This window comes from Pseudomonas sp. YJ42 (genome assembly GCF_047225135.1).
Taxonomy (GTDB): Bacteria; Pseudomonadota; Gammaproteobacteria; order Pseudomonadales; family Pseudomonadaceae; genus Stutzerimonas; species Stutzerimonas stutzeri_E.
In genome coordinates this window covers 646,408-664,652 of the sequence record NZ_CP178378.1, presented here as the reverse complement: position 1 = coordinate 664,652, position 18,245 = coordinate 646,408, and the positions used below count along the sequence as shown (strand labels likewise).

The 18,245-nt window shown below is 58.5% G+C and carries 20 protein-coding genes and 1 pseudogene; 10 read left to right on the top strand and 11 right to left on the bottom strand.

Annotated features, from left to right (window positions below; all coding sequences use genetic code 11):
- Positions 1–67 precede the first annotated feature (67 nt).
- From ACL0K2_RS02835 to ACL0K2_RS02825, 3 genes are all read left to right on the top strand, one after another.
- Positions 68–370 (top strand): DUF1883 domain-containing protein, encoded by a 303-nt coding sequence (locus ACL0K2_RS02835; RefSeq protein WP_045162344.1) that lies wholly within the window; start codon positions 68–70, stop codon positions 368–370.
- Positions 371–523: 153 nt separating this feature from the next.
- Complete coding sequence (locus tag ACL0K2_RS02830) at positions 524–1,039, top strand: MarR family winged helix-turn-helix transcriptional regulator (protein ID WP_045162343.1); 516 nt, start codon at positions 524–526, stop codon at positions 1,037–1,039.
- Positions 1,032–1,943 (top strand): DMT family transporter, encoded by a 912-nt coding sequence (locus ACL0K2_RS02825; RefSeq protein WP_239610332.1) that lies wholly within the window; start codon positions 1,032–1,034, stop codon positions 1,941–1,943. The genes ACL0K2_RS02830 and ACL0K2_RS02825 overlap by 8 nt, the downstream gene beginning before the upstream one ends.
- A 142-nt stretch (positions 1,944–2,085) precedes the next feature.
- On the opposite strand, the gene ACL0K2_RS02820 is transcribed toward ACL0K2_RS02825, so the two are convergent.
- Positions 2,086–2,412, bottom strand: coding sequence for a DUF5629 family protein (locus ACL0K2_RS02820; RefSeq protein WP_045162341.1), 327 nt, complete (start codon positions 2,410–2,412; stop codon positions 2,086–2,088).
- A 75-nt stretch (positions 2,413–2,487) separates the two neighbouring features.
- Here ACL0K2_RS02820 and ACL0K2_RS02815 point away from each other — a divergent pair, with 75 nt between their 5' ends.
- The gene (locus tag ACL0K2_RS02815) at positions 2,488–2,706 is read left to right on the top strand and encodes an EAL domain-containing protein (RefSeq protein ID WP_413043737.1); all 219 of its coding nucleotides are present in this window, start codon (positions 2,488–2,490) and stop codon (positions 2,704–2,706) included.
- A 96-nt stretch (positions 2,707–2,802) separates the two neighbouring features.
- Here the strand turns inward: ACL0K2_RS02815 and metH are convergent, their stop codons facing one another.
- Complete coding sequence (gene metH / locus ACL0K2_RS02810; RefSeq protein WP_413043736.1) at positions 2,803–6,495, bottom strand: methionine synthase; 3,693 nt, start codon at positions 6,493–6,495, stop codon at positions 2,803–2,805.
- A 266-nt stretch (positions 6,496–6,761) separates the two neighbouring features.
- On the opposite strand from metH, the gene nfuA reads away from it, so the two are divergent.
- The 3 genes from nfuA to ACL0K2_RS02795 all read left to right on the top strand — a co-directional run bounded on the left by nfuA (position 6,762) and on the right by ACL0K2_RS02795 (position 9,426).
- Positions 6,762–7,346, top strand: coding sequence for a Fe-S biogenesis protein NfuA (gene nfuA / locus ACL0K2_RS02805; RefSeq protein ID WP_045162339.1), 585 nt, complete (start codon positions 6,762–6,764; stop codon positions 7,344–7,346).
- A gap of 140 nt (positions 7,347–7,486) precedes the next feature.
- Complete coding sequence (locus tag ACL0K2_RS02800) at positions 7,487–8,470, top strand: response regulator (protein ID WP_239610334.1); 984 nt, start codon at positions 7,487–7,489, stop codon at positions 8,468–8,470.
- A gap of 2 nt (positions 8,471–8,472) precedes the next feature.
- A complete protein-coding gene (locus ACL0K2_RS02795; RefSeq protein WP_413043735.1) occupies positions 8,473–9,426 on the top strand; it encodes a diguanylate cyclase in 954 nt (317 codons plus the stop codon).
- 16 nt (positions 9,427–9,442) lie between these two features.
- On the opposite strand, the gene ACL0K2_RS02790 is transcribed toward ACL0K2_RS02795, so the two are convergent.
- The 8 genes and pseudogenes from ACL0K2_RS02790 to ACL0K2_RS02755 form a co-directional block, all read right to left on the bottom strand.
- Positions 9,443–10,546, bottom strand: a complete 1,104-nt coding sequence (locus tag ACL0K2_RS02790; protein ID WP_239610336.1) for a DNA topoisomerase IB — start codon at positions 10,544–10,546, stop codon at positions 9,443–9,445.
- Between the two features lie 99 nt (positions 10,547–10,645).
- Positions 10,646–10,810 carry a hypothetical protein gene (locus tag ACL0K2_RS02785; protein WP_196298660.1) on the bottom strand — a complete coding sequence of 55 codons (165 nt, stop codon included), beginning with the start codon at positions 10,808–10,810 and terminating at the stop codon, positions 10,646–10,648.
- Between the two features lie 106 nt (positions 10,811–10,916).
- Positions 10,917–11,609 carry a DUF421 domain-containing protein gene (locus ACL0K2_RS02780; RefSeq protein WP_413043734.1) on the bottom strand — a complete coding sequence of 231 codons (693 nt, stop codon included), beginning with the start codon at positions 11,607–11,609 and terminating at the stop codon, positions 10,917–10,919.
- A gap of 24 nt (positions 11,610–11,633) precedes the next feature.
- On the bottom strand, positions 11,634–11,921 hold the full coding sequence (locus tag ACL0K2_RS02775) for a hypothetical protein (protein WP_413043733.1): 288 nt from the start codon (positions 11,919–11,921) through the stop codon (positions 11,634–11,636).
- 26 nt (positions 11,922–11,947) lie between these two features.
- The gene (locus ACL0K2_RS02770) at positions 11,948–12,229 is read right to left on the bottom strand and encodes a hypothetical protein (protein ID WP_413043732.1); all 282 of its coding nucleotides are present in this window, start codon (positions 12,227–12,229) and stop codon (positions 11,948–11,950) included.
- 154 nt (positions 12,230–12,383) lie between these two features.
- Positions 12,384–12,653 (bottom strand): hypothetical protein, encoded by a 270-nt coding sequence (locus tag ACL0K2_RS02765; protein WP_045162090.1) that lies wholly within the window; start codon positions 12,651–12,653, stop codon positions 12,384–12,386.
- A 378-nt stretch (positions 12,654–13,031) separates the two neighbouring features.
- On the bottom strand, positions 13,032–13,766 hold the full coding sequence (locus ACL0K2_RS02760; protein WP_413044426.1) for a methyl-accepting chemotaxis protein: 735 nt from the start codon (positions 13,764–13,766) through the stop codon (positions 13,032–13,034).
- A gap of 123 nt (positions 13,767–13,889) precedes the next feature.
- A pseudogene (locus ACL0K2_RS02755) lies at positions 13,890–14,576 on the bottom strand (cache domain-containing protein); the annotation flags it as partial.
- Between the two features lie 378 nt (positions 14,577–14,954).
- Between ACL0K2_RS02755 and ACL0K2_RS02750 the strand changes: the two are divergent.
- Both ACL0K2_RS02750 and ACL0K2_RS02745 read left to right on the top strand, forming a co-directional pair.
- Positions 14,955–15,785, top strand: coding sequence for an undecaprenyl-diphosphate phosphatase (locus ACL0K2_RS02750; protein WP_045162093.1), 831 nt, complete (start codon positions 14,955–14,957; stop codon positions 15,783–15,785).
- A gap of 123 nt (positions 15,786–15,908) precedes the next feature.
- Positions 15,909–16,604 carry a DUF1294 domain-containing protein gene (locus ACL0K2_RS02745; RefSeq protein WP_413043731.1) on the top strand — a complete coding sequence of 232 codons (696 nt, stop codon included), beginning with the start codon at positions 15,909–15,911 and terminating at the stop codon, positions 16,602–16,604.
- A gap of 11 nt (positions 16,605–16,615) precedes the next feature.
- Here ACL0K2_RS02745 and ACL0K2_RS02740 read toward each other — a convergent pair whose 3' ends face one another.
- Complete coding sequence (locus ACL0K2_RS02740; RefSeq protein WP_413043730.1) at positions 16,616–17,512, bottom strand: LysR substrate-binding domain-containing protein; 897 nt, start codon at positions 17,510–17,512, stop codon at positions 16,616–16,618.
- Between the two features lie 111 nt (positions 17,513–17,623).
- Between ACL0K2_RS02740 and ACL0K2_RS02735 the strand changes: the two genes are divergently transcribed.
- Positions 17,624–18,232 (top strand): FMN-dependent NADH-azoreductase, encoded by a 609-nt coding sequence (locus ACL0K2_RS02735; RefSeq protein ID WP_413043729.1) that lies wholly within the window; start codon positions 17,624–17,626, stop codon positions 18,230–18,232.
- The last annotated feature ends 13 nt before the right edge of the window (positions 18,233–18,245 follow it).

The following is an 18,245-nucleotide window of genomic DNA, read 5'->3' as shown; positions in this document are numbered from 1 at the left end:
GTGTGCCCAGCGTCGCTCGTGCCCATGGTAATCTTCGCCTTTGCCAGAACGCGGTCCGGAGCGGTACATGAAGTTCATTCACCAGCGCGAACATCTCAACGAAGACGACTTCGTGATCATCGAATGTTCGCAGCCTTGCAATATCCGTCTGATGAACGACAAGAATTTCCGCAGCTTCAAGAACGGCGGGCGTCATGCGTATCACGGCGGTGCGTTTGACAAGTTTCCAGCGAAGATCAAGGTGCCCAACACCGGCTTCTGGAATATCACCATCGACACCGTGACGCGCAAGGCTATCAGTGTCACTCGTAAGCCTGCGCTCACACACTCGATCAAAATCGTTCGTAATTCGCCGTCCGAGCTGAAGTAACGCTGTCCATCGGGCGCGCAGCTCCGGTTGCCGCCCGGTTCCTGGTTGATCAAACGTCACTCGTCGATCAGTGCGCCGCCTGAGCCGTAATCGCTTGCCTTTGGTTCTTCGTTTAAATACCTTCACATGAAGATTCTTTTCGTGGAGATATCTATGCGCAAGCCCAAAGGCGGCGATCACGTCGATGGCGTGCTCGCTCAATGGCAAAACGTCCGCCCGGAAGGCGACGCATCGCCGATGGCAATCTTTACGCGTGTGTATCGGCTGTCCAAATACCTCAACCGGCGCATCGCCGACGTATTTCGCAAGCACGGTCTGCACGACGGCGAGTTCGATCTGCTCGCGACGCTTTATCGCAGCGGCCAACCGCAAGGACTGACACCGAACGCCTTGCGGCATGCCGCCGTACTCAGCTCGGGTGCCATGACCAATCGGCTCGATCGACTGGAGACGGCCGGTCTGATCCAGCGCGTTCCCAACCCGAACGATCGGCGCAGCCTGTTGATACGCCTCACCGATGAAGGACAGGCCGTATTGCTCGGCTGCCTCGATGAATATCTCGCGACCCTGGACGGTCTGCAGGCGCCGCTCGATAACCAGCAGCGACAGGCCTTGGCGAGCGGGCTGCGCATATTGCTGCGGACACTAGAGGAGCAAGGCGATGACTGAGGCGAAGCGTGGCGCCACTCGTGCGCATTTGGGCATGCTGCTCTGGGCATTGTTCGTTGGCCTGTCTTTTCCTGCGGTGGGGTTGATGAGCGAAGGCTTGCCGCCGCTGCTACTGACCTCTATCCGGTTCAGCATCGCCACGCTGGCGTTGTTGCCGCTGCTGGTGCGTCAGGGTGCACGTTGGCCAAGTATTCCCGGATTGCTGCTGTATGCCCTGATGGGCCTGAGTCTGGCCGGTTTCTTCGGCACCATGTTCTGGGCGGCGCACCGTATCAGTGCGCTGTCGATGGCTACTCTGTTCGTCACTGTACCGCTGCTGGCTTACTGCATTGGCCGTGGCCTGGGTGTCGAGCAACCAGCGGGTCGGCTACTGGCGATTCTTGCGTTGGGTGCGCTGGGTGCGCTGGGGCTGGCTGTTGCGGAAAACAATGGAGACCTTGCGCAGCTCAAGTTCGGCTTTGGCGAGCTGGCGTTTTTCTTCGGTTGTATTGCTTCGGCGATGTACCCGGTGCTGAGCAAGTGGGGGTTGCAGCGCGGCATATTGGCTCCGCAGGCCGGTTTGCGAACATTCTGGAGCCTGCTGACAGGCGCGATCCTGATCGGCCTGCTCGGGGCGATCTGGGAGCAACCGGCGACATTGTTGCGGATGGACCTGCGCGACGTGATGCTGGTTATCTATCTGGGTGTGTTTTCCAGCGGCATGACCTTCTTCCTGCAACAGCGGGCCACGGCAGTGCTGACGCCGGGTGCCGTTACTGCCTACAGCTACCTGGTGCCGTTTGTGTCGATGTTGTTGCTGTTCTTCACCCAGCCACAGCGCATCGGCTGGCAGTGGCTACCGGGCAGCCTGCTGGTGCTGCTGGCGATCGCCCTGTTGCTGCGCCGCGGCGCGCGCGAAGGCTGACAGGCAAGCGCGTGTTACGACCATCGAGCAACCGCTTACGTCAGCGCCACTGACGGGGCGGGGTCGAAGGACAGGTCTGGCGCCAAAGCGGTGTACCAGCACTGAAGCAACAGGTGGCGGCTTGTCGCGCTTGGCGGGCGCTTCAGACGTCTTCGCTAACGATTACCGCTCCGAGGCAGCGCAGGTGATGTTTGCCTTCGTCCAGTGACCAGGCATCGTCCGCTTCGAGATAGGTCGCCTCCATGACCTGGTTGTAGCTGAAGCGCCACACCCGTCGTTCCCGGCCATCGAGTCCTTCGATGGTGACCACGGTTTCCTCGCTGTCGAATGCCAGCTCTGCTTCGGCGGCGGCGTCAGCTTGGTCGAGGAGGGCATCGTTAAGCTCGAACTGCCAGGCATGCAGGCCGTCGATTTCCAGCATGTCCGCAACTTCAAGTTGATCGAGTAGGTAGAGCGTGTCGCTTGGCATGGTTTCGTCATCCAGAGGGAAATGTGGCGGAGCCGAGCGGTGCTCGCAGGGTAGCTATTTAAACCCGCCCAGCACATGCGCAGCCAGACCTTGGTCAAGTCAATGGTGAACATGGCCCATGATCTGGGTTGCAGCGTCGTCGCCGAGGGCATTGAGGAGGCCGAAGTCTATGACCTACTGAGAGCGCTCGGCGGCGAGAGGCCCAGGGCTATCTGCTCTCGATGCCCCTGCGCGCGGAAGCTTTCGAGCACTGGCTTGCCGAGCACTAGCACTAGCCGTGCGGTTGTCGGTTGACGCGTCTGCGACTTGAGCGTGGGGGCATGGCAGGCGGCCTGGGGAATCCGGCCGCCGTCGTTGACAGCACGCGCCTTTCGACAGGCGCAGTGCTTCTCAGGCGTCGTAGCCCAGGTTTGGCATCAGCCAGCGCTCGGTTACGGCAAGATCCTGCCCTTTGCGCTTGCTGTAGCTTTCGGCCTGGTCCCTGTCGATCTTGCCGACCGCGAAGTATTGCGCCTTGGGGTGAGCGAAGTACCAGCCACTAACGGCCGCGGTTGGTAGCATGGCGAAGTGCTCGGTCAGAGTTACCTGGCTGGCACCGTCGGCATCGAGCAACCTGAACAGTGTGGCTTTCTCGGTGTGATCGGGGCAGGCCGGATAACCGGGGGCAGGGCGGATGCCCTTGTACAGCTCCTTGATCAGCTCTTCATTGCTCAGCTGCTCTTCCGGATCATAGCCCCACCACTGCTTGCGCACCTGTTGGTGCAGCCACTCGGCGCAGGCTTCGGCCAAGCGATCGGCTAGCGCCTTGACCATGATCGAGTTGTAGTCATCACCGGCGTCCTGATAAGCCTTGGCGACTTCCTCTGCACCGATGCCCGCGGTGGTGATGAAACCGCCAACGTAATCGGTCACTCCGCTGCTCTTCGGTGCCACGAAGTCGGCCAGCGAGAAGTTCGGTTTGCCGTCGGTCTTCACCGTCTGCTGACGCAGATGATGCAGCGTGGCCAGGGCTTCGCCGTCGTCGCCATAGACCTGGATATCATCTTCGTCGACCTGGTTGGCTGGCCAGAAGCCGAACACCGCGCGAGCCTTGATCAGCTTTTCATCGACCAGTTTGGTGAGCATCGCCTGGGCATCGTTGAACAGCGAGGTGGCGGCTTCGCCGACGATTTCGTCCTCGAGAATGCGCGGATACTTACCAGCCAGGTCCCAGGCGATGAAGAATGGCGTCCAGTCGATGTAGTCGACCAGGGTGCGCAGATCGATGTCTTCGAGCACCTTGCGGCCGGTGAAGCTCGGCTTCACCGGGTTGTAGTCGGCCCAGTCGAATTTGGGTTTGACGGCAACCGCTTCGGGGTACGTCAGGCGTTCGGTGCGAGCGCTGCGGTTGGCGGTGCGCTCGCGGATCATCGCGTACTCTTCGCGAGTCTTCTGCACGAAGGCCGGCTTCAGTTCCTTCGACAACAATGTCGTCGCAACCCCGACGGCACGTGAAGCGTCGGTGACATAGACCACTGCATCGTTCTTGTAGTGCGGGTCGATCTTCACCGCCGTGTGCGCCTTGGAGGTGGTGGCGCCGCCGATCATCAATGGCAAATGGAAGTCCTGACGTTGCATTTCGCGGGCAACGTGGACCATCTCGTCCAAGGAAGGCGTGATCAGGCCGGACAGGCCGATGATGTCGCATTTCTCGGTAATCGCCGTCTGCAGAATTTTTTCTGCTGGGACCATCACGCCCATGTCGACCACGTCGTAGCCGTTACAGCCGAGCACCACGCCAACGATGTTCTTGCCGATGTCGTGGACGTCGCCCTTTACCGTCGCCATGAGGATCTTGCCCTTGGCTTCAGGCTTGTCGCCTTTCTCAGCTTCGATGAAGGGAATCAGATGCGCAACGGCCTGCTTCATCACACGGGCTGACTTCACCACCTGAGGCAGGAACATCTTGCCCGAGCCAAACAGGTCGCCGACCACGTTCATGCCCGCCATCAGCGGACCTTCGATGACCTCGATGGGGCGCGCGCACTGCTGGCGGAACTCTTCGGTGTCCTGGACGATGTGGGTGGTGATGCCCTTGACGAGCGCGTGCTCGAGCCGCTTCTCGACCGTATAACCACGCCATTCCTCTGTTTCCGCTTCCTTGACGCTGCCGTCGCCCTTGAATTCGTCGGCGATGGCGAGCAAAGCCTCGGTGCCGTTGGGCGTGCGGTTGAGCACCACGTCTTCGACCGCGTCGCGCAGCTGCTTCGGGATCTCGTCGTAGATCTCAAGCTGGCCGGCATTGACGATGCCCATCGTCAGCCCATTCTGGATCGCGTAATAGAGGAAGACCGAGTGGATTGCCTCCCGCACCGGGTTATTGCCGCGGAACGAGAAGGACACGTTGGACACGCCGCCCGAGGTCAGGGCATAGGGGAGGTGGTCGCGGATGTAAGCGCAGGCTTCGATGAAGTCCACGGCGTAATTGTTGTGCTCTTCGATGCCGGTGGCGACGGCGAAGATATTCGGGTCGAAGATGATGTCTTCCGGCGGGAAGCCGACCTCGTTTACCAGGATGTCGTAAGAGCGCTGGCAGATCTCACGCTTGCGCGCGGCGGTATCGGCCTGGCCGGCCTCGTCGAAGGCCATCACCACTACGGCGGCCCCGTAGCGCTTGCACAGGCGGGCATGATGCTTGAAGGCTTCGACGCCTTCTTTCATCGAGATCGAGTTAACGATGCCCTTGCCCTGGATGCATTTCAGACCGGCTTCGATCACCTCCCATTTGGAGGAGTCGATCATGATCGGCACGCGGGAAATGTCCGGTTCACCGGCGATCAGGTTGAGGAAGGTCACCATGGCCTTCTTCGAATCCAGCATGCCCTCGTCCATGTTGATGTCGATGACCTGCGCGCCGGCCTCGACCTGCTGCAGGGCGACTTCCAGGGCTTCGGTGTAGTTCTCCTCGCGGATAAGGCGGGCGAACTTGGCGGAACCGGTAATGTTGGTCCGCTCACCGACGTTGACGAACAGCGAGCTGCGATCGATCGTGAACGGCTCGAGGCCGGACAGGCGGCAGGCTTTGGGAATGTCGGGAATGACGCGTGGCGCATATTTCGCAACGGCCTTGGCAATCGCCTCGATATGCGCCGGTGTCGTACCGCAGCAGCCGCCGACGATGTTGAGAAAGCCGCTGGCGGCGAATTCCTCGACCACCCGGGCCATCTCCGCCGGGCTTTCGTCGTACTCGCCGAAGGCGTTCGGCAGGCCGGCGTTGGGGTGTGCCGAGACGTGGGTTTCGGCCTTGTTAGACAGTTCTTCCAGGTAGGGCCGTAGCTCCTTGGCGCCCAGAGCACAGTTCAGACCGACCGAGATCGGCTTGGCGTGGCGTACGGAGTTCCAAAAAGCTTCGGTGGTCTGTCCGGACAGGGTCCGGCCTGAAGCATCGGTAATGGTGCCGGAAATCATGATCGGCAGTTCGAACCCGATTTCCTCGAAGACTTCCTGAACCGCAAAGATCGCCGCCTTCGCATTGAGCGTATCGAATATGGTCTCGATCAGTATCAGGTCAGAGCCGCCTTCAATGAGGCCTCGGGTGGCTTCGGTGTAGTTCTCGACCAGCTCGTCGAATGTAACGTTGCGGTAGCCTGGGTTATTCACGTCCGGCGACAGCGAGCAGGTTCGGCTGGTCGGGCCCAGCACCCCGGCGACGAAGCGCGGGCGGTCTGGCGTCTCGGCAGTCTTGGCATCGGCTGCCTGGCGAGCGAGGCGGGCGCCTTCCACGTTCAACTCGTACACCAGCTCTTCCATGCCGTAATCGGCCTGGGAAACGCGCGTGGCGTTGAAGGTGTTGGTTTCGACGATATCGGCGCCGGCATCGAAGTAGGCCTTTTCGATGGCGCTGATTGCATCTGGGCGTGTCAGGATCAGCAAGTCATTATTGCCTTTGAGGTCCTGCGGCCAATCGGCAAAGCGCTCGCCGCGGTAATCGGGCTCGTCCAGTTTGTAGCTCTGGATCATGGTGCCCATGCCGCCGTCGAGAATCAGGATGCGCTCCTTGAGGGCCTTCTGGAGAGCCTGGAGACGGGCGTTGCGGTCTAGCATGGGGACTACCTGAAAAGCTGATTTCTAGAAGCGCGAATGATAACAAAGCTGCATGCTTTTTGATCATCAGCGCTTTTGTATGAGTGGCGCTCATATTCGTTGCCGGGTGTGACGTCTTGCGAACCGGTTCTGACGCTCCGCGTGAAGGGGGCTGGACAGCTATCGGAGCCTCCAGCTCGGAAGGTTCTATTTCCTACTAAAACACTGGGACTTTATCCGGGGAGAGGGTTGGCGTACACTGCCCATCATGTCTGAGAGGAGTTCCCATGAGCGCCATTACCATTACCGAAGCTGCACACGATTACCTGGCAGACCTGCTCGAGAAGCAGAACACCACAGGGATCGGCATCCGGGTCTTCATCACTCAGCCCGGTACGCCCTATGCGGAAACCTGCATTGCCTATTGCAAGCCTGGTGAAGAAAAGCCGGATGACGTTCCCGTCGCACTGAAGCGTTTTACAGCCTGGATCGATAGTGTCAGCGAGCCCTTTCTGGAAGACGCCCTGGTGGATTACGCCACTGATCGCATGGGGGGGCAGCTGACGATCAAGGCGCCGAACGCCAAGGTGCCGATGGTCAATGAAGATAGCCCGCTGAACGAGCGCATCAACTACTACCTGCAGACCGAAATCAATCCAGGGCTTGCCAGCCATGGTGGCCAGGTCACCTTGATTGATGTGGTTGACGAGGGGGTCGCGGTGTTGCAGTTCGGTGGTGGTTGCCAAGGTTGCGGCCAGGCTGACGTTACGCTCAAGGAAGGCATCGAAAAAACCCTGCTGGAGCGAATTCCTGAGCTCAAGGGCGTGCGCGACGTGACCGATCACACCAATCGGGATAACGCTTACTATTAAGGCGGAACTGCCCAAACGGTGGTTGTTTCAGTCACTTCTTGGGCAAAGTGCCATTATAGTTTTGTGTCACCAACCCAGCGACCGTTTGCTGAGATAAGCTGTCCAGGTTTCTGATGCCTGGCTAAGTGAGCGAGCGCTGCATGTCTGCCGTTTCCCTGTTGATTTGCGATGATTCGAACCTGGCGCGCAAGCAATTGCTGCGTGCGCTGCCGGTTGCCTGGCCGCTGAACATCCGTCAGGCCGCCGGCGGCAGTGAGGCCCTTGAGCGCATACGCGAGGGCGGAATCGATGTGCTACTGCTCGACCTGACCATGCCGGATGTGGACGGCTATCAGGTGCTTGCTGCGCTTCGTGATGAGCAACTCGACTGCAAGGTCATTGTGGTCTCGGCGGATGTTCAGGAAGAGGCTGTACGGCGGGTGCTGGAGCTGGGAGCGCTGGCATTCATTCGTAAACCGGCAGATCCGGTGCACTTGCGACAGACCCTGGCCAGTCTGGGGATTGTGGGCAACGAGTTGCCAGCGCTGGGTGAGAGAGCGACAGGGCCCATCCCGTTTCGTGATGCCTTCCGCGAGGTGGTGAACGTTGCGATGGGGCGCGCGGCTGCGCTGCTTGCAAAGGTGCTTGGGGTTTTTGTTCAGCTACCTATTCCCAACGTGAACATCCTCGAAGTCGGCGAGTTGCACATGGCACTTGCCGATGCGGCCCAGGGAGACAAACTGACCGCGGTTTGCCAGGGTTATATCGGCGGTGGAATCGCCGGTGAGGCATTGCTGATCTTTCATGACTCGGAAGTCGCCGACATGGCGCGCCTGATGCGCGCAAAGGACTTCCGTGAACTGGAAATGCTGCTCGATCTGTCCAGTCTGCTGATCAGCGCATGCCTCAGCGGCATCGCCGATCAAATTGACGTGGTGTTCTCCCAGGGGCATCCGCAGGTGCTGGGCCAGCACGCGTCGATCGACGAGCTCATCCGGCTCAATCGGCAGCGTTGGAAAAGCACCCTTGCGGTGGAGATCAGCTACAGCCTGGAAGGCCATGATGTCCATTTCGATCTGTTGTTGCTGTTCACCGAAGACTCGGTTGAGCTGCTGTCTCGCAAACTCGCCTACCTGATGGCCTGAGCATGTCCGACTCGATGAATCTGAGCGAACTTCATTGGCTTCTGGCGATCATCCAGAGCATCGACGTTGGTGTTGTGGTCCTGGATCGCGAATACCGCATCGATGTGTGGAATACCTTCATGGAAAACCGCTCCGGGCGGCTGCCTGAAGATGCGCGGGAAAAATCTTTTTTCGAGCTGTTTCCGGAAGTGGATGAGCAATGGTTTCGGCGCAAGGTGGAGAACGTTGCGACGCTCGGCACGCCGTCGTTCACCATCTGGGAGCAACGTCCCTATTTGTTACGGTTCAAGAATTACCAGCCGATCACCGGGTTGGAAGATTTCATGTACCAGAACACCACTTTGATGCCCTTGAAAGGCCTCAGCGGCAACATTGACCAGATTTGCCTGATCATCTACGACGTGACCGACGTCGCCATCAACCGGCGCCAGTTACAGGCGGCCAACCAGGAGCTGCAGCGGTTATCGAGCACTGATCGCCTGACGGGTCTGTTCAACCGCGGTCATTGGGAAGAAATGCTGCGTCAGGACTATGCTCGGCACCGACGTTACGACCGTAATGCCGCACTGGTGATGTTCGATATAGATCACTTCAAGCGGATCAATGACAGCTACGGTCATCAGGCAGGCGATGCGGTCATTCAGCGGGCCGCCGAGCTCATCCGCCAAAGCATGCGAGACGCCGACATAGCCGGGCGCTACGGCGGTGAGGAGTTCGTGGTACTGCTGCCGGATACGGACAGCGAGGGGGCCGTGACCTTCGCGGAAAGGCTGCGGCAGTCCATCGAGGCGCATGAGGTCATCCATGAAGGGCGCAGCATCCATTTTACCGTCAGCCTCGGCATCGCGGATCTCAGTCAGCCCACCAGCGGCTATGCGCAGCTGATCGAGCGAGCTGACAGCGCGATGTATATGTCGAAATCGGCAGGCCGCAATCAGGTATCGCTCTACCGCTGACCAATATTCGGAGACGTCAGGTGGGATTGCGCTCGGTCAGGAAATTCAACAAGGTGGCTTCCTCGCTGCTCAGCCACTTGCGCTTTCTTGCCTTGGACAACCGGGCGAGCTCACCTGAGGTGAAGGCCTGGAGCACGTCGGGGTGGATATAGCACTGGCGGCAAATGGCCGGGGTGTTGCCAAGCTGGCGGGACACCTGGGTGACCGTCTCGACCAGATTGCGACGGGCAACGGCGTCCGGTTGCCAGTCGCGCTTGCGCAGGTAGTCCAGGGCCAGCGCACTACCGGCCCAGGTGCGGTAGTCCTTGGCAGTGAAGTCACCACCAGTCATATCTTGAATGAACTGATTCACGTCGCTGGAGCTCACCGGGTGGCGTAAACCGTCCTCGTCCAGGTACTGGAAAAGGTGTTGCCCGGGCAATTCCATGCAGCGACGCAGGATGCGCGCCAGTCGTTGATTTTTCAGCGTGACCTGATGCTTTACACCGCTCTTGCCTCGAAACTGGAAGCGGATCGCGGCGCCATGCACATCGACATGGCGTGTACGCAGCGTGGTCAGGCCGTAGGAGCGGTTTTCCCGCGCATAGCGTGAGTTGCCGACACGAATCAACGTCGACTCGAGCAGTTGCACCACCAGCGCCATGACTTTCTCTCGCGGTAGTCCGCGCAGCGCCAGATGTTGCTCCAGACCAGCACGCAACCGGGGTAATGCTGCACCGAATGCCAGAAGGCGTTCATATTTTGTGCTGTCCCGGATTTCCCGCCAGCGGGCGTGATAGCGATACTGTTTGCGACCACGGGCGTCACGCCCAGTGGCCTGAAGATGCCCTTGCGGATCGGGGCAGATCCAGACATCGGTATAGGCCGGCGGGATCGCCAGTTTATTGATCCTGGCAATCTCGGTCGCGTCGCGAATGCGCTCTCCGTTCGGTTGGAAGTAGGCGAACTTGCCCCGCAGTATCCGTCGCCCGATTCCCGGACTGCGATCATCAACGTAATGGAGATCGGCTGGAAGCGGAGGGCACAGGGCGGTGCCTGTATCGGACTGCTCGTCCGTCGGTACCGGACGAATACCCTCCGCCAATGGCAGAGGAACTTCACCGCCTTGATCGATCAGCATGCGGAACACACCTCGCGATACGCACAGCTTGATGGCGCAGACTGATCTGGCCTGCGCGCTCCCCTTTCAGCATGAACCCGGCGAGTGAACGAATTGCGATCAGTCTTCGCTTTCCGGGCTGTTGCGCATCAGCAACCGTATCGCGGCTACCAGTTCGTCGATTGCTTCTCGGTAGATTGCAGGATCCGCCTTGGTTTCAGCGCTGTCAGCCAGCCTGCGTGCAGTTTCCAAATGATCATTTATCGATGAATAGTCGCCAATCATGTGAACGCTCCTGGATCGCGGAATAAAAGGCAGCCGTGGCGGGGGGGCAGCGCGGCGCCCGTCTCTATAAGTGACCGATGTAAGCGGACGGGGTTCGCGCCGCAGATCAGCGCACACGAGGATTGCTCAGCGCAATACACCAATGCTGGTGGTGACAACGAGGACATGTCGCCTCCCGCTGTGCTTCGATGATCTGCGGATATCCACACCGCATGCAGGCATACAGCCCGCTGGAGGGGACCTGCCGGTAAATCGTCCGAAATTGTTTGGGCAGCACAGAAAGCCCTGGGCGCACCGCCTCGGCTTCGTTGAAATAGAGGCTGACCTCTCCATCGGTCTCGAGAATGCCCAATCGAACCTGCCCCAGGTGCTCAACACCTTGCTGACGCAACTCCATGAAAAACTCGTCGGATGAGATATTTAGTTGGTCCAGGCTGTGTAGTTCGTACAGGCCATTCTGGATGATTGTGACTGGTTCGCCTTCCATCCATTTGGACAACCGTTCGTTGCGCGTCATGAACCAGACGGTGAGCCGATAGAGCAGCAACAAGGTTGCGAATACGGCCGCGATGGGCAGCAGTGGCACATCCTCATAGAAGGAGACATCGCCTGCTGCTGACCCCAACGTAAGAATCACTACCAGCTCGAACAGCGACAGCTGCCGAATACCCCGTCGTCCGCTGATTTTCAGAAATAGAAACACCGCAACGAAGGCAAACAACGCTCGCAGCACCACTTCTGCGATGAACAGCAATGGCAGATCGTCCAGCAGCATGCGCTGCCAATCGAAAGGAGTCATTCGCGGCCTCGATAATGGCGTCGCTTAACCAATAAGGCCCGGCTGTGCGGGCATGGACCATGCGCTCAGCGGCACGCCATCTTTGCTGAGCTGCAGCCGTGCGTTCTCAAGCAGACCGGCGAGATGCATGGGGTCCGCATACTGGGAACGAGCGATATGGGGAATCGACATGATTTCATCGCCTGCCACGTTGATCACCCGCAGTGAAAAGCTGGCGTCCTCGTTATTCACCTGGGTAGTTGCGTGGCAAGGTAGAAAAGCCATCTCGCTGATACGTATGGCTTCGTCGAGTGCAAGACGTAGTGCGGTCATGGTCCGTACTCCGATGTAGCGGTTGCTCATTGCGCAGGGGCGACATCAAATACCAGGTCTATACCGTCGCCACTGCCATCCCCTACGACCGAACCTTCCACTGGTCTATGCGTTACCTTTCGGTCTTTATAGAACTCGCTCAGGTGCCGCTGCGCCACCTCGCGGACATGCGTGATCAGCCCGGTGAACTGAGCATCGCGAGGGATAATGAACTTCAAGGTAATGCAATGGCCATCAGCACCCTCAGGCAGGTCTGCCAGACCGCTGCTGTACCACTGGTCATTGACGTAGGCTTCTGCACCCTTCATGGCTTGCTCCTCTTGATTCACTTATTGCTGGGACCGTGAAACAAGCGAATGGATCAGTCCGATAAACGGAACCGGCAGGCGAGGGCCATGCGATTGCAATGAAAAAGGCCCGGTGCTTGCGCCGCCGGGCCTTGGTTCATTCGAGACGGATGTCTTATTCCGGCATCTGCCAGGGGGCGAGGTGAATACCCTGGCGGCTCAGGTCAGCGCGTGCTTGTTCCAACGATTCGCCGAGCTTGACCGGGTCGGAATAAACGCTGCTGGAGAGTTTGCAATGGCCGACGGCGCGAGACTCGCTGCCATCCACGACGGTAATGCTGAGTTCGCCGTTGCCTTCGAGCAGTGTCCAGGCGACGCACTGGAACGGCTTGAACGCACGATCAGTAATGAGAAGGGCGTCGTTGAAACGAAGGGGGCTATTCATGAGGTGTGTCTCTCTGTGTGATAACCAAGATCGGATTTAGCCTGCCGCCAGGCTGCCGGCGTTGGCCTTACATACCATTGATGTACACAGAGGACTGATAAGTCACATTGAGAGTTCGCGATTGCGGAGAATTTTTGCAATTAGCCGAAAGTATAGGATTAGTCGTGCAAGCGCATTTTGGATTAAGCGTCGGCTGAACGGCTTGATTTCATGGCCTGCGGACCGTTCAGAGGTTCCATGGCCGCAACGATGACCGTTACTCAAGCCGCATCGCGCGTGGCGAAAAGTCGCAGCCGCCTGGCGAAATAGGATGGCCGGTCTCCGTGAGGAGGCCGGCCGTATGTATACAAAAGCCAGTCGTTGATGCAGTTTGGTTGGCTAGACCTTGAACTGCTTGAGCAGACGATTCAGCTGTTCTGCCAACTCGCCGAGCTGCTTGCTCGCTGCGCTCGAGTGCTCAGCGGCCTGGGTACTATCCTGTGCCAGTCCGGCGGCTTGAGTGACGTTCTGATTGATATCTTCGACGACATGAGTCTGCTGCAGGGTAGCGCTGGCAATCGAGGCGTTCAGGCCGGACAGGTTGCGCAGCGCCTGGGCGATCTGACCCAGGCTTTCACCGGCCTGGCTGGCTTGCTCGACGGTGGCCTGAGAGGCCCGACTGCTTTCCATGATAACGGTCACCGCCGCGCCTGAATTTTTCTGCAGGCGTTCGATCATCGTGTGAATCTCTGCCGTCGAGGTCTGGGTGCGCTGTGCCAGCAAACGAACTTCATCAGCCACAACGGCGAAGCCGCGGCCTTGTTCTCCGGCGCGAGCGGCTTCGATCGCGGCGTTCAGAGCGAGCAAGTTGGTTTGGTCGGCGATCGATCCGATAACTTCCAACACCGAACCGATCTGAGTGGTTTCGTCGGCCAATGACTGGATGACCCCAACTGCTTTATTGATGGTGGTCGATAGCTGGTCGATCTGCTGAAGGCTGGCTTCGATATTACGTTGTCCCAGCCCTGCCTGCTTTTCCGCATCGCCGACTTCGTTCGATGCATGTTCGGCATTTTTCGCCACTTCCTGCACCGCGTAGGTCACCTCGTTCACTGCGGTGGCCACCAGTTCCATTTGCTGCGACTGCTGTTGGCTTTGCTTGTGTGTCCGACCGGCTAGCCCACCCAGGTCGCTGGACGACTTCGCCAGCGAGCCGGAAGTTTCGAACAGCTGAGCGATAACCGTATGGAGCTTGTGTATAAACGTGTTGAAATCGCGGCTCAGCGTAGTCAGCTCGTCATTCCCCGAGATGTCCAGGCTGCGCGTAAGGTCGGCTTCACCGCTCGCTATGTTGGCCATCGCCTGCATGGAATGGCGCAGCGGACGGGTGATGCTGCGGATAAGAACGGAAACCAGCAGCGCCATCAGCGAGGCGATGATCAAGCCAATGATGGAGAAGCGAACGAGGTAATGCAGGAACTCTGCTTCTACGTCGTCCACGTAGATGCCGGAACCGATGATCCAGCCCCATGGCTTGAACAATTCGATGTAGGAAATTTTCGGTACGGGATCTTCCTTACCCGGTTTCGCCCATTGATAGTCGACGATGCCGGCTCCCTGTAGGCGAGCTACTTTGACCATCTCGTTGAACAGTTCTTTGCCGTTCGGGTCCTTCACGTTGGAAAGATTCTTGCCTTCGAGCTCGGGCTTCATCGGGTGCATGAGCATGACCGGGCTCATGTCATTGATCCAGAAATAGTCATTTTGTCCGTAGCGGAGCAGGCGGATCTGATCCATTGCTGCTTTCTGTGCCTCGGACGTGCTCAGCGTGCCGTTTGCCTCGAGTTGTTGGTAATAGCTGAGAACACCCGTCGCCGTTTCGACGATGTTCTGGGTCATGACCTGCTTGCCTTTGTACAGGTCGGTACGCACTTGCTGGATCATCAGCAGGCCGAGAACGAATAGCATCGCAACGGCTAGCGTCGGAATCAGCCAGAGGCGCTTGCTGATAGGGAAATTTCGCAGCATATTCATCTGCTTGTAAGCTCCTGTTGAGACTTTATCTTAATTATTATTTGTTTAGCGGCTTTGGGTTGGAGCACCGCGCCTGCGTCTGCCTTGGCCGTTTGAGCTGTGGCAGTGGTTGCTTTGCTACACCGTTGAATAGCTTGTCGGCATCTGTGAAAAAAAGATGAGGATGGGCGCTTCGACTCATTGAATTTACTTGTCGCCAGCGAGTCACAACAGCGCTCAAGTGGCTATCTGACATATACCTTCGTTGCATATTCAAATGCGGTGGTTTGCACCGCTATTGGGGATTAGATGGATTTTTGGATCGCCTTTCAGGCGTTGCTTCTAGGCGTGGTCGAAGGAATCACGGAGTTTCTGCCTATATCCAGTACCGGACACCAGATCATCGTCGCCGATCTCATCGGGTTTGGTGGCGAGCGGGCATTGGCCTTCAACATCATCATTCAGCTGGGCGCGATTCTGGCTGTGGTCTGGGAGTACCGGCGCAAGATCATCGATGTCGTGGTCGGGCTGCCCAGCGAGCGACAGGCGCAGAAATTCACCGTCAACCTACTAGTGGCATTCCTACCAGCCGTCGTGCTGGGTGTGACCTTTGCCGACCTGATACATGAATACCTGTTCAACCCCATCACCGTGGCGACCGCGCTGGTTATCGGTGGGGTGGTCATGCTCTGGGCTGAAAAACGTTCGCATCGCATCCAGGCGGAAACGGTTGATGATATGCACTGGAGTCATGCGTTGAAGGTGGGATGTGCACAGTGCTTGGCGCTGATTCCAGGAACTTCGCGCTCGGGGGCTACTATCATCGGCGGGCTGTTATTTGGCCTGTCGCGCAAGGCGGCGACTGAGTTTTCCTTCTTCCTGGCGATGCCGACGATGGTGGGTGCTGCGGTTTACTCCGGCTACAAATACCGCGATCTGTTCCAGTCGGGTGATCTTCCAGTATTTGCGATTGGCTTTGTCACTTCGTTCATTTTTGCGATGTTGGCGGTGCGTGCGCTATTGAAATTTATCGGCAACCATAGCTACGCAGCATTCGCTTGGTACCGGATCATCTTTGGCATCGCCATTCTGGCGACCTGGCAGTTCGGCTTGATCGATTGGAGCACTGCCGCAGGCTGATAACGCCATGGCTTAGGGCTGAAGAAGAAACTCCGGCACACGCCACGAACACCGATTGAAACCGATCATTTCGTATCGTTTTGCCGCCGATTGGAATGCCTGATTTTCACCGAGTCTTTCAACATGGAATTACGCGGTCAGCTGAAAAGTTGGGACGATCAGAAAGGATTCGGTTTCATCCGCCCTGACAATGGCGGTAACGAGGTGTTCGCGCACATTTCGGTCATGCGCGGAGCACGTCGTCCGGTACAGGGCGATCGGGTGCGGTATGGAACCGATCGCGACAGGGAAGGGCGTTTGCGTGCCTCGCATATCCGTCTGGATACGCTTTCCCTCGATGATCCGGCCATTCGCCAAAAGCCCTTGGCGCGGCGCTCACCCAAAGCTCGGCATGAGGACCATGGACCGCGCGCCCGACGAGTTGGTGCTCTTCGTCAGCATTTCTCGTTGAAGGTCTCTGCCCTTGTACTACTGTGTCTGCTACCGACGCTGGGCAGCGTGCGGTTGGTCCAGCAGGGCGTGCACTGGCCGCTAGTCGCCTATGCACTGGCGAGTTTGCTGGTCTTCGGTTTGTATTTGCACGACAAGCGCAGCGCCATGCGCGGCAACAGGCGTACGCCGGAGGCGCATCTGCATCTGGTCGAGCTGCTCGGTGGTTGGCCTGGCGCGCTGCTGGCGCAGCAAGTGTTACGACACAAGACTCGCAAGCTCTCATTCCAGCTGGCGTTCTGGTTGATCGTTATGGCTCATCAGGTGGTGTGGCTGGATTACCTGTATTTCCAGCGCTTGCATGAGGTGTTGCTCGGATTGAGCCGGTGAGTCTTTCGGCGTTAACACGGCCAGCCCTGACCGAATACCTTGACCATATGATCTATCCACGCCCTAACGGCAGGTAACATTCCGCGCCGATGCAGATAAGCCACCTGCAGGTGACCCCCCGGCAGCGTCCAGTCTGGCAGGACGCGAATCAACTGGCCGCTCGCCAACTCCTCTTCACAGTAGCCGCGTGGCAGCATGGTCAGGCCGAGTCCTGAAAGAGCGGCAGCCTTGCGGATCAGAAAGTCATCGACCGCAAGCCGCGGTTCCAGCACGAGTTCCCGTGTCTCGCCATCATCGCTGACGAGCCGGTAGCGCACCTTGCGGTCGGGGTCTGCTGCGCCGAGCACGGGCAGCTTAGGCAGGTCTTCTGGACCGTTGATGGTGTGGTCACGAAGTAATGCGGGCGAGGCGACGAGATAGGCGACAGTCGGTTGCAAACGCCGAACGATGAGCGAGGGGTCTTCGTCATCTGCGGTACGAACCCGCAGAGCGACATCGATGCCCTCGTTGACCAGATCTACACGCCGGTTGGTGACAATCGTTTCGAGTGTTACCAGCGGATATGTCGCAAGGAAATCCACTACCGCATCAGCGAATCCGGCCACAGCGATGGGGCAGGACACGCGCACGCGTCCCCTGGGTTCGCTGGTCAGTCTCGCTACGACCTCATCCGCCTGTTCCGCTTCCAGCAGCATCGCCTGACAATGCCGGTAGTAGCGCTCGCCGATCTCGGTGACGGATAGCTTTCGCGTCGTGCGCTGAAGCAATCGCGCACCGAGTCGCTCTTCAAGCTCGGCGATGCGGCGCGACAGTCGTGATTTGGGAATGCCGAGCTGGCGACCGGCCGCAGCGAATCCACCGCCTTCGACCACTTTGGCGAAATAGAAAAGGTCGTTGAGATCTTGCATGGCTTATCGTCCTATTTTCAGGACAATCTATCGTAAATCTCGCTACTAATCCCTTATTCGATTTGTCTGTAGGATTTCCCCATCGAAACGAACCTGAGATGGAGACCCTACATGAACATACTGCACCTGGATTCGAGCATCCTCGGCGACGCCTCGGCTTCGCGTCAGCTAACACGTGCTGTCGTGGCGACTGTGCTGGCGTCCGAGCCGGAGAGCAGCTTGCGTTATCGCGATCTTGCTGCGGACGAGCTGGACCACCTGTCTGGCGCAAGTTTGGCGGCCGCCAGCACTCCGGAAGAGCTGCGTGATGCGGTGCAGCGTCAGGCAGCGGCACTGGCCGAGGCGACCCTGAATGAGTTTCTCAAGGCAGATTTACTGGTCATTGGCGCACCTATGTACAACTTCAGCGTACCCAGCCAGCTCAAGGCATGGATCGACCGCATCGCCGTAGCAGGCAAAACCTTTCGCTACGGCCCGAACGGTGCAGAGGGCTTGGCCGGTGGAAAACGCGTGATTCTCGTTTCAACTGCCGGAGGCATTCATGGCGACCAACCCAGCGGTGTCGCGCACGAAGGCTACTTGAAGCTTGTACTGGGGTTTCTCGGCATTACCGAGATCGAGATCGTTCGGGCCCATGGCCTCGCCATGGGAGGCGATGCACGGGAATCAGCGATGATCGCAGCTCAGCAGTCCATTGAGGCGCTGTACGAAACCGCCTGACGCGAAGGGCTCA